The sequence below is a fragment of the Chroococcidiopsis cubana SAG 39.79 genome (genome assembly GCF_003991895.1).
GTDB classification, from domain to species: Bacteria; Cyanobacteriota; Cyanobacteriia; order Cyanobacteriales; family Chroococcidiopsidaceae; genus Chroococcidiopsis; species Chroococcidiopsis thermalis.
This window is the reverse complement of the sequence record NZ_RSCK01000146.1, coordinates 1-10,470: the sequence shown is the minus strand read 5'-3', so window position 1 is coordinate 10,470 and position 10,470 is coordinate 1. Positions and strand designations below refer to the sequence as shown.

The 10,470-nt window shown below is 45.0% G+C and carries 15 protein-coding genes and 1 pseudogene; 7 read left to right on the top strand and 9 right to left on the bottom strand.

Annotated elements, in window-relative coordinates; all coding sequences use genetic code 11:
- Positions 1-227: 227 nt before the first annotated feature.
- Complete coding sequence (locus tag DSM107010_RS34965; RefSeq protein WP_127025167.1) at positions 228-344, bottom strand: DUF4351 domain-containing protein; 117 nt, start codon at positions 342-344, stop codon at positions 228-230.
- A gap of 72 nt (positions 345-416) precedes the next feature.
- Between DSM107010_RS34965 and DSM107010_RS34960 the strand changes: the two genes are divergently transcribed.
- Both DSM107010_RS34960 and DSM107010_RS34955 read left to right on the top strand, forming a co-directional pair.
- Complete coding sequence (locus DSM107010_RS34960) at positions 417-665, top strand: hypothetical protein (RefSeq protein ID WP_015153231.1); 249 nt, start codon at positions 417-419, stop codon at positions 663-665.
- Positions 666-682: 17 nt separating this feature from the next.
- Positions 683-1,072 carry a type II toxin-antitoxin system VapC family toxin gene (locus DSM107010_RS34955; protein WP_106170136.1) on the top strand — a complete coding sequence of 130 codons (390 nt, stop codon included), beginning with the start codon at positions 683-685 and terminating at the stop codon, positions 1,070-1,072.
- Between the two features lie 16 nt (positions 1,073-1,088).
- Here DSM107010_RS34955 and hoxU read toward each other — a convergent pair whose 3' ends face one another.
- From hoxU to DSM107010_RS34915, 8 genes and pseudogenes are all read right to left on the bottom strand, one after another.
- Positions 1,089-1,805 carry a bidirectional hydrogenase complex protein HoxU gene (hoxU, locus tag DSM107010_RS34950; RefSeq protein WP_015153233.1) on the bottom strand — a complete coding sequence of 239 codons (717 nt, stop codon included), beginning with the start codon at positions 1,803-1,805 and terminating at the stop codon, positions 1,089-1,091.
- A gap of 10 nt (positions 1,806-1,815) precedes the next feature.
- Positions 1,816-3,465, bottom strand: coding sequence for an NADH-quinone oxidoreductase subunit NuoF (gene nuoF / locus DSM107010_RS34945; protein WP_106170140.1), 1,650 nt, complete (start codon positions 3,463-3,465; stop codon positions 1,816-1,818).
- 99 nt (positions 3,466-3,564) lie between these two features.
- Positions 3,565-4,092 carry a bidirectional hydrogenase complex protein HoxE gene (gene hoxE, locus DSM107010_RS34940; protein ID WP_106170142.1) on the bottom strand — a complete coding sequence of 176 codons (528 nt, stop codon included), beginning with the start codon at positions 4,090-4,092 and terminating at the stop codon, positions 3,565-3,567.
- A 23-nt stretch (positions 4,093-4,115) separates the two neighbouring features.
- On the bottom strand, positions 4,116-4,316 hold the full coding sequence (locus tag DSM107010_RS34935; protein ID WP_015153236.1) for a DUF2949 domain-containing protein: 201 nt from the start codon (positions 4,314-4,316) through the stop codon (positions 4,116-4,118).
- 60 nt (positions 4,317-4,376) lie between these two features.
- Positions 4,377-6,896, bottom strand: coding sequence for a phosphoenolpyruvate synthase (ppsA, locus tag DSM107010_RS34930; RefSeq protein WP_127025164.1), 2,520 nt, complete (start codon positions 6,894-6,896; stop codon positions 4,377-4,379).
- 226 nt (positions 6,897-7,122) lie between these two features.
- Positions 7,123-7,236, bottom strand: a pseudogene (locus DSM107010_RS34925) (Tab2 family RNA-binding protein); the annotation flags it as partial.
- Between the two features lie 161 nt (positions 7,237-7,397).
- Positions 7,398-8,345, bottom strand: a complete 948-nt coding sequence (locus tag DSM107010_RS34920) for a hypothetical protein (RefSeq protein ID WP_127025161.1) — start codon at positions 8,343-8,345, stop codon at positions 7,398-7,400.
- On the bottom strand, positions 8,342-8,509 hold the full coding sequence (locus tag DSM107010_RS34915; RefSeq protein WP_106169491.1) for a ribbon-helix-helix protein, CopG family: 168 nt from the start codon (positions 8,507-8,509) through the stop codon (positions 8,342-8,344). Before DSM107010_RS34915 ends, DSM107010_RS34920 begins: the two co-directional genes overlap by 4 nt.
- A 183-nt stretch (positions 8,510-8,692) precedes the next feature.
- Here DSM107010_RS34915 and DSM107010_RS34910 point away from each other — a divergent pair, with 183 nt between their 5' ends.
- The 5 genes from DSM107010_RS34910 to DSM107010_RS34890 all read left to right on the top strand — a co-directional run bounded on the left by DSM107010_RS34910 (position 8,693) and on the right by DSM107010_RS34890 (position 10,432).
- On the top strand, positions 8,693-9,013 hold the full coding sequence (locus DSM107010_RS34910) for a hypothetical protein (protein WP_106169490.1): 321 nt from the start codon (positions 8,693-8,695) through the stop codon (positions 9,011-9,013).
- Positions 9,014-9,182: 169 nt separating this feature from the next.
- Positions 9,183-9,338 carry a ribbon-helix-helix protein, CopG family gene (locus DSM107010_RS43390; RefSeq protein WP_106169489.1) on the top strand — a complete coding sequence of 52 codons (156 nt, stop codon included), beginning with the start codon at positions 9,183-9,185 and terminating at the stop codon, positions 9,336-9,338.
- A gap of 5 nt (positions 9,339-9,343) precedes the next feature.
- Complete coding sequence (locus DSM107010_RS34900) at positions 9,344-9,796, top strand: hypothetical protein (RefSeq protein WP_106169488.1); 453 nt, start codon at positions 9,344-9,346, stop codon at positions 9,794-9,796.
- A gap of 145 nt (positions 9,797-9,941) precedes the next feature.
- The gene (locus DSM107010_RS34895; RefSeq protein ID WP_106169487.1) at positions 9,942-10,202 is read left to right on the top strand and encodes a hypothetical protein; all 261 of its coding nucleotides are present in this window, start codon (positions 9,942-9,944) and stop codon (positions 10,200-10,202) included.
- Entirely contained in the window at positions 10,199-10,432 is a 234-nt protein-coding gene (locus DSM107010_RS34890; RefSeq protein WP_106169486.1) for a hypothetical protein, read from the top strand. Before DSM107010_RS34895 ends, DSM107010_RS34890 begins: the two co-directional genes overlap by 4 nt.
- The last annotated feature ends 38 nt before the right edge of the window (positions 10,433-10,470 follow it).

Here is a 10,470-nt window from a genome sequence, read left to right as displayed (position 1 = left end):
TTTTTATATTTTTAGCTGGGTAGCTTGTTAACTCAGTACTGCTGAGTCATTTTGTCATTGGTTAGTCTAAACTCCAGTTATAACTAGCATCTGTCTAAAATACACTGTCAAAGATAGCGATCGCCCATAATACCTTGTCGCGATCGCAAATACTATTGATGAGTTTGCAACCAGGTGACTAGATTCTCAATCGTAGAAAATCTTAATAGAGCTTCTGCTAATTCTTCTCACTGGGTACTGGATAGCTGTTGAAGGCGCGATCGCACCTTTGCTTCAACTGCACCCAATCGCCATGTGAGTCTTTTCAAAACGGCTGCTAACTCTCCTTCTTGCCTTCCTGGCAACCGGAATACTCCACTCTAACACTTAGGTATAGTGGGGGTATAACTCGTTGTTAATATCTGGAACAGCTCGCGATGAAAGTTAAAGGTACAAAGCGTGGTAAAAACATTGAATTATTAGAAGAGATAAACATTCCTGATGGCACAGAAGTTCACATGGAAGTTGAGATCGAGCAGCCTTTAAGCGAACAGGAAAGACTAACTAGACTCAACCAAATATTTGGAGCATGGAAAAATCAACCCGATCTCGATACGATATTTTCTGAGATTGACACACAGCGTCATGCCGAGCGGGGTAGAGCAATAGAAACCCTTGATGAGTAAGGAAAAAATTTGTATATTTGTTAGATACAAATATTTGTGTAGCTTTACTCAAACAAAATATTTTTGCTATCAAACAATTTAATGCCAAAGCAAGTCTTTGCTATCTTCCCACAATTGTAGTAGCTGAATTGTATAAAGGAGTCTACTGCTCTCAACGGGTACAGCAAAACTTAACTATACTAGAGCAATTTCTGAACTTGATGCCAGTTATTGAGTTTGACCGGAGTGCAGCTGAAGAATTTGGCAAGATTCAAGCTGAGTTAAGAAAAATTGGCAGACCAACAGGAGAAATAGACGCAATAATTGCTGCGATCGCCCGTTTTCGACAAGATATTCTTGTAACCGATAACACGCGCCACCTTATCAATATTTCAGGCTTGCAACAAGAGAACTGGCTTGAACCTTGACAAGAATCACCCCCCGCTAAATCTGCCATTGCTGTTTCTCCCGTGCTGTCACCAGAAATTCCAATTTGGCGCGATCGCGTTTCATTTCCCCTACACTCGAACCTTGGTAGAAAAGCGCCCCTGTGGGACAAGCATTCACACACTTACCGCAGGAAGTACAAGTTTGTGACGTTCCCCAAGGTTGACTCAAATCGGTAATGACGTGCGAGTTTGTGCCTCTACCTGCCATATCCCAAGTATGCGCCCCTTCGATTTCATCGCAGACTCGAATACAACGAGTGCAGAGAACGCAACGGTTATGGTCAATGCCATAGCGATCGTGAGACACATCAACTTGGCGATCGGGAAAATGATATTCTAATCGGACGTGTTCCATACCCATTTCAATCGCCAAGTCTTGCAATTCACAGTTACCATTCGCCACGCAAACCGAGCAAATATGATTGCCTTCTGCAAACAACATTTCGACAATCGTGCGACGATAATTCTGCAACCTTGGGGTATGAGTTTTCACTTCCATCCCCTCCGCAACTTTCGCTACACAAGCGGGTTGCAGTTTATGACTGCCAGCAATTTCTACCAAGCAAAGCCGACAAGCACCAACCTCTGAAACTCCTTCTAAATAGCAAAGTGTCGGAATATGAATTCCCGCATCCCTTGCTGCCTCCAATATGGTTTGCTCCTCAAGGGCGCTGATGAGTTGGTCGTTAATTGTTAAAGTTTTGACTGCCATTGCTATTGTTCTACCTTGCCTTTAAATCGCAGTATCTACTGGCGCTGCCATCAACCAAAGTCAAATACTCATCTCGGAAATAACGCAAAGTGCTAAGTACTGGATTAGGTGCAGATTGACCCAGACCGCACAAACTGGTATTTTTCACCATGTCACACAGTTCTTCCAACAATTCCAAATCGGTTAATGATGCCTCACCTTGCCGAATCTTGGTTAATAAACGATGTAACTGTACAGTCCCGACACGACAAGGAATACATTTACCACAAGACTCATCCATGCAAAATTCCATAAAAAAGCGGGCAACATCTACCATGTTGGTCGATTCATCCATGACAATCATGCCACCAGAACCCATCATCGAACCAAGTTGAGCCAGCGATTCGTAGTCTACAGGCGTATCAAAAGCTGAAGCTGGGATGCATCCGCCTGAAGGTCCACCAGTTTGCACGGCTTTAGCCACCCCGCCACCGGGTACGCCGCCGCCCATTTGCTCGACGATTTGTTGTAAAGTCGTTCCCATCGGGACTTCAATCAAACCCGTATTGCGAATTTTGCCTGCTAAAGCGAAGACCTTTGTACCTTTACTTTTTGCTGTACCAATACTGGCAAACCAGTCAGCACCTTTACGAATAATCGGCGCGATATTAGCAAAAGTTTCGACGTTGTTAATTAGAGTCGGATTTTTCCACAAACCAGATTTAGCAGGATAAGGAGGGCGAGGACTGGGTAAACCCCGCTTGCCTTCGATCGATGCCATTAATGCGGTTTCTTCGCCACAGACATAAGCACCCGCACCAATGCGAATATCAATTTTGAAATCAAAAGGTGAATCAAAGATTTGACTGCCTAACAAACCGAGGCGTTGGGCTTGACGAATGGCAATTTGGAGGCGGCTAATGGCAGTAGGATATTCAGCTCGAACGTAGATGTAGCCTTGGTTTGCCCCGATCGCATACGCCGCGATCGCCATTCCTTCCAGCACCCGATGCGGGTCGCTTTCCAAGACGCTGCGATCCATAAATGCGCCAGGATCGCCCTCATCAGCGTTGCAGATAACATACTTGCGTTCTCCCTTTGCCTTAGCTACCGTTGCCCATTTCAAACCCGTGGGATAACCAGCACCACCACGTCCCCGCAAACCACTTTGGGCGATCGCCTCTACCACCTCGTTCGGCTGCATCTCGTGCAAAACGTGGTAGAGTCCCCGATATCCTTCTGCCGCAATATAAGATTCAATCCGTTCTGGATCGACCTTACCGCTATTTTCTAAAACAATTGGCATTTGTTGAGTAAAAAACGGCTGGGTCAAATCGCCACGTTGTAGAGACGTTTCATGGAGAGACGTTTCATGAAACATCTCTCCATCTGTATCTATCGTGGCAACGATCGCGGGTGCATCTTTAGGAGTGACTTTTTCGTAAAGCGTGCTTTCTGCGACCTGTACTAACGGTCCTTGACTGCACAAGCGCATACAACCAACACCACAAACCTGCACTTTATCCCCTAAACCCGTCTCTGCCACTACTCGTTCAAGCCTTTGTTTCACAGCTAGGGAATCAGCAGATAGACACCCCGCAGCTACGCAACAACGAATCTGTATCGGTTTTTGAGCGGCGCGTTCGTGTTGGGCAATCTCCTGTAATTGGGTTAAATCCATTTTTTAGCTGCCTCCTCGCCACGACCGATTTCGACTCCACTCTGAAGTTAGAAAAGAAGTATGAGAAACTTGTGAGGATACGCTCGGCTGGCGCGAAATCTACCTGCCTTCCAGCCATTCTTCCAGGCGATCGCAAGTTGACTCTGCCGTTTGATGTCCGCATACAGTCCCGTCAAATACAACCGCAGGAGCGATACCACACGCACCCAGACAACGGGCTGTCAGTAAAGAAAGTTGTTTATCTGCCGTCGTCTCACCAGCACGAATCTTAACGTTCTGCTCGACTGCTGCCAAGATTTGTGCTGCACCCTTAACATAACAAGCAGTTCCAGTACAAACCGTACAAGTGTGAACTCCTTGGGGTGCAAGAGAAAACAAGTGATAGAAAGTTGCCACCCCATAAACGCGACTGGGAGGCAATTTCAAGCTGCGACTAACGTACAGCAGAACGTCATCTTCCAGATAACCGAAAAGCTCCTGTGCTTTGTGTAAGATCTCGATCAGTGCATCTTGTCGAGCCTGATGTCGCTTAATCGTGACATCTAGAAGCTTAAAACGCTTATCGCCACTCGGATGAGTCGTGACGGTAGCTCGATATTGCACTTTTGCTGGGGGATGAGAATGCATATTTTTGTTGCTCGCAGCTCAATTTAGCTTGCCATCCAGTCAAAAATCTGCTCTAACTGCTCCAGAGAAATTAGACCGTACTGCCACAGCAGCATGGGTAAGGGACCGGGATTCTGCTCGTTCAGCCGCAATACCATCGCGATCGCCTTGGGTGAAATTGCCAATTTTTCTTGTAAGAAGTCGAGCAGTTGCTCTTGGTGGCTCGCGTTCATCTCTTGTTTCATCGCTCGTCGCAGTTCAGTCAAATTTTTTGTCAAGATGCAAATCGCGTCTTGACAAAAACGTCAATGTGTAACTACACCCTCAACAGCAGCAACTTCCAATAAAGTTTTCAAAACTGAATCTGGATTGAGACTGATGGAGTCAATTCCTTGTTCGACCAAGAAACGGGCAAATTCTGGGTAATCGCTGGGTGCTTGACCGCAGATCCCGATCTTGCGCTGGTTTTCTTTAGCTTTAGCGATCGCCATTTGTACCATCTCTTTCACGCCTTCATTGCGTTCGTCGAATAGGTGCGCGACTAAACCAGAATCGCGATCGAGTCCCAAAGTGAGTTGCGTTAAGTCATTGGAACCAATTGAGAATCCATCAAACACTTCGCTGAATTGTTTCGCCAAGATAACGTTGTTAGGAATCTCGCACATGACGTAGACTTGCAACCCATTTTCGCCCCGTTTTAAACCATATTTTTCCATTTCTGCCATCACCTTGCGTCCTTCCGCAGGCGTGCGACAGAAGGGAACCATTGGAATGACGTTGGTTAAACCCATCTCATCCCGTACCCGTTTCAAGGCTTGACACTCTAGGGCGAAACCTTCACGATATTTCTCGTCGTAGTATCGAGACGCACCACGCCAGCCAATCATCGGGTTTTCTTCATCTGGCTCAAATTGCTTCCCACCGAGAAGGTTAGCATACTCGTTGCTCTTGAAGTCAGACAGACGCACGACTACAGATTTGGGATAAAAAGCAGCCGCGATCGTCGCTATCCCCTGAGCTAGCCGATCGACGAAGTATGATGGTTTATCTTCATATAGCTGTGTCAGCAAGGCAATTTGATTTTTAGCATCCTCGTCTTCTAATTTGTCGAAATGTATCAAAGCCAAGGGATGCACCTTAATATGATTGGCGATGATAAATTCCAATCGTGCCAAACCCACACCATCATTTGGTATGGCTGCTAGACTAAATGCTTCCGAGGGATTGCCCACATTCATCAAGATCTGGGTGCGCGTCCGCGGTAGGTTTTCTAACGCCACCTCCTTCACCTCATATGGCAAAATCCCCTCGTACACCCGTCCTTCTTCCCCTTCCGCGCAGGAAATCGTCACTTCCTGACCTGTTTTTAATTGGGCGATCGCATTACCAGTTCCCACAATCGCGGGAATTCCCATTTCTCGCGCGATAATTGCCGCGTGACACGTCCTCCCACCTTGATTAGTCACGATCGCGCTGGCTTTTTTCATAATCGGTTCCCAGTCGGGATCGGTCTTATATGTCACCAAAACTTCCCCTGGTTGAAAAGTGTCGAGTTTGTGGACATCCAAAATCACCCGCGCTTTACCAGTACCGATCGCCTCTCCGACTGCACGACCTCTTGCCAGTACGGGCGCATTGCTATGTGCCCCTACAAGTTGATAGCTCTTGATAGTATTGGTAGATTTTTGCGATTGTACGGTTTCGGGACGGGCTTGGACGATGAATAATTCTCCCGTTAAGCCATCCTTTGCCCACTCAATATCCATCGGGGTATAAACGCCGCGTACTGCCGAATAATGGTCTTCAATGATACAAGTCCATTGAGCTAAAATCAGAACTTCATCATCCGTGAGAGCATATTTGACTCGTTCTGATTCCGGTACGGTGACGTTTTTTGTCAGCTTGCTACCACCGACATCGTAGACCATTTTAATTTCTTTACTGCCCAAGCGTTTTTCCAAAATGGGGCGAAAACCTTGTTGCAGTGTTGGCTTAAAGACAAAATATTCGTCGGGGTTAACTGCACCTTGGACGACGTTTTCCCCTAAACCATAGGCAGCGGTAATCAGGGCAGCATTTTTACACCCCGTTTCCGTATCGATGGAAAACATCACGCCAGAAGCCGCTAAGTCAGAACGTACCATCTTTTGCACGCCCACTGACAAGGCAATATTAAAATGGTCGAAGCCTTTAATCGTGCGATAGGAAATAGCACGGTCGGTAAACAGAGAAGCAAAACATTTATGACAAGCTTCTAGTACTGCTTGTACGCCGTGGACGTTGAGGTATGTTTCCTGCTGTCCGGCAAAACTTGCATCCGGTAAATCTTCGGCTGTAGCGCTAGATCGAACTGCTACATCAGTCTCACCACTAGAACGCTGGCACGATTCGCGATATTCTGGCGCGAGGCGATCGCACAAACTCGCTGACGTGTCGCCATATTTTTGACACAATTGCAAATAAGCATCCGCGATCGCGCTGGCTAATTCTGACGGAAACGGCGTATTGAGAATTAAAGCACGAGCTTGCTTACCTCGTTGCCGCAGATTATTTCCATCTTCCACATCTAGATCGGCAAATAGCGATCGCAACTGCTCTTGTAAGCCTGCTTGCTCGATAAAGTAGCGATAAGCATGAGCTGTTGTGGCGAAACCCATAGGTACGTTTATGCCTTTGGGTGTCAGTTGTTGAATCATTTCACCTAAAGAGGCGTTTTTACCACCTACTAAAGGAATATCTGCAATGCCAACTTCCTCAAACCATAGCACAAAGGCTTGTTCTTTAGAACTCTGTAACTGTTGCCGCTTCGCTGTTGATTGCAACATAGACTCAATTCCTCTCATATTTAGGTTGAGTCAATAGAAACTCGATAAGCCTTGGAAAAGCCATTGACTCTATCTACTTGCTCTACAGTTATGGGTTATATAGAAACAGTTTGAGGAAGTTGTGAGGAAAATTTCAGTAACATCTGTAGGGGCGCACGGCTGTGCGCCCCTACAGATGGTGTGTTTACCCAATTGAAAACCCCTATAAGTACGCTAGAAGTATTTTCTACTCATCTCGTAACAGCCAGAAACCAGTATAGGTCATGCCTGAATCATCGGGTTGGACTAACAAGAAATGCAAACCTTGACTCTGTTGCTGTCGCTGTGCGTAAGTTTGAGCAAGGTTTTCGAGAAGAGAGTAGAATCCACTGCCTTGTTTTGTATGGTGCTAAGTATGGTGTGAGGTGCTGCAAAAGTAGATATTTTGTAGCAATACTTAACAGCCACCTTCAGGGAGCAGCGCCAGCAGGTCTTGGAGTAGGGCTGGCGTGTTAACTAGCATCACTTCACTCTCAGCTTCTTTATCTTTTTACCTAGTTGGGTAAACTTATAGCCCAACATCTCGTAATCTACGCCTTCCCGAAGCATTGCTTTCAAATTATCGTCGTCTGTTCTGAGGACAGCATCTAGAAACTTTGTGTCTATAGAGAAGGTTGGAAGAATTGCTTCTTGAAAAAACCTTTCTGCGTTACTTCTCGTTTTTGACTCTTTGTTAGTTGACAGATATTTTTTTTTTGCCAGGTTGAAGACAAGCATTAATACTGAGTCGCTTTCATTAGAGGCATCATCAATAGCTAATTTCTTGTAGTCATCAAATAATTTGGAGGGTACTACAATTTGCTCTAATTGTTCGTCATCCCCATCCCAGCTACTTTTTGGTGTAAATAAGTAGGCACTATAGGAGTTATATTCATTCAGCTTTTCAGAAGCTAAAGCCTCCTGATACTTTCTCTCGTCTTCTTCTCTTTCCTCTTCTAGCCTCTTACGAAATTTCTCTTCATTGAGCCTCAACCGTTCTTTTAGTTCTCTATACTTACGTAGTTCCTCCTCTTTCTCCTCGCTCCATTCTGGAATTACTGGCGAAGGTTTCTCATTTTGAGAATTCTTCGGTTGGTAGTTTTTTCTCATCCTCAAAGCATCTGAGCTAGGATTAGCTTTCTTTTCTTGCTGCAACTGCTTGTACTCTGGGATTTCGTTAATCCAGCGATGAGCTGTTTTGTAGTTGATTTTCAACCCTTGCTCAACTAGTTGCTTGATTGTGGCTGATAGGCTCAATCCCCACTCTTGGCTTTCTTCCCATATCCAACGAGCCACAGCAAGGTAGTGCTTATCCCCAGCTTCTATTTCTCGGTTAGCCCATTCAATAGTTCTATATGTGGGTGTCACCTCTGCCATATCATCTACATCAACCTTTTTAATCTTGCCTGTAACTGCATCTTTAATAATCATTGGAATTCTCCCCCCTTCTTGGCTTGTTGTAACTCTTGTTCTATTAAAATCTCGACCAGTGAATTTACTGAGCGTTTACGAACCTTAGCTAACCTTGCTAGCTCATCCTTAATGTCCGGTTGTAAATAAACGCTAATCTGCTTTTTCCCTTCAGGTGTTCCCATTTTTACCTCGTACTAGGACTGTCCTTACTCTACACCCTAATCTTAACATAAAATAACAGGAAAATAATTTTTCATCCTGTGAAAATCCTGTTATACTAGAAATATGAAAAGACAAAGAGCGACTGCACTCCGTGGAAAAGATAGCAGCCGCCCTTAGCACCCAAAAAAGAGGATGTACCAATCATGTTACCACTTCAAACGATTGATGCTCACGGTATCCCCACCGTAGAGTTTGGCTATGAACCAGAAGTACAAGATACTTTCCAAATCTCGAATGAAATCACGTATCTCTCCGTAGACCCAAGTGACACAGAAGTAGGACTACACCTCATCTTGGTGGTGCTTTCTAACGACAATAACCGGATGCATTATGTAGATGTCCTTTGCCAGTCTCTAAACACCTGCAAGGCGCTCCTAGAGGCTGCTCAGGTAGTGTATTTGGTGTTCCCACCCCAGGACTACACCATCGTTAATTTCTGGGAGACCCAAGAATCACCTTTCTGAGCCAACTCGTTTTTGTTTTAGGAGTGGAAATCAGCGCATATTTTACTGGTTATCCGCTCCAAGCTAAATCAGATGTCTCAAAGCTAGCTCTATTGAGTCAATGCATTTCCTACAAACCACTTTCACCGATGTTACAACTAATCTTTCCAACATCGATTGAGTAATTGCCATGCGAGGTAAAGCCAGAACATTACAGAGAAACATATCGTTTTCGCTCTCTGATGTGGAGGGGATTGAGGCGATAGCAGACGCTCAGGGAGTGTCATTTGCAGAGATAGTTCGACGAGCGATTACAGAGTATTTGAGTACACAAACAAAGGAGTAAATCAAATGGACAGTTTTTACACAGAAACATTTAGCTTTGCCACGCAATACGCATTCGAGTTCAAAGGAAACAAAGCCAATTTCTACCTCGAAGGTGACACGGAATCGGTAACGCTGAAATTCAATCGCGAGAAGCAGACTATTACTGCTGCCGTACGTGATTACGGGTCTCATCCAAATCCAAACAGCGAAAGATTTTCAGAAACTACCAGAACCTTTCAGGTAGACGATGCAGCCGACCTAGACTCTGCATTCGAGTGCTACGGAGGTGTAAGGGAGTACGCTAAGCGACGTGCTGAAAACATGTTAGTAGATGCCTACTTTGCAGCCTCTGGCGCTGGATTTACTAAGCAAGGTTTTCTGGATGTAGCAACTTCGCTTGTTAAGAGTAACGCTGCTGAGTTTGGTCGTCAGCAAATGTTGGACAAATACTTGAGTAAGAGAGGTGTAGAAGCCTAAAAATAAAAAGCTGCTCCTGAGACGGAAACACCCAGGGGCAGCCTACTTCACGATGGTACGGGAGAAGTTAACACATCACATTTAATTCAATTATGACTGTTTCATTGATGACTCAGAATTACAACAGAATGAGATTTTTTCAAGTATGAAAATTTACAGCTCCAAAACCAAACTGACACGTCAAGAGTTAAAAAATCCATACTTCTGTGGCAAGTTTCGTGTAGAAGATTTTGATACGTCAGATAACGAGGCTACGATTATTCCTGCATCAGCGAGTGCTATGTCCTTGCCTTTATTCGTGTACTGTGACCGAGTAATGAAAGTAGGAGAGGTGGTGGAAGGATACCTTAACGACCACCCAGCTAGAAATCCTGGAAACCTTCGCTTTATTGAGGCAGAGAAATGACTAAAAGAAGACGGTGGTGTGACGAGCGGCTGATTGATGAGGTATTCAACTTGATTGACAAGTTCCAGTTACCTCGCGATGTGATGCCCAGCGCAACTCTAATTCAAAAACACAACAAGTCTTTGTACAACGCCATCCACATCTACTACGGTGGCTGCATCCAAGCTGCTAGATTGCTTGACCTCAAACCCAGGGCAAACGCATCTAAATTTATACCAAGCTTAAAGTGATATTCTGGAACAAATACTTTTATGGAGAAATAAGCGTC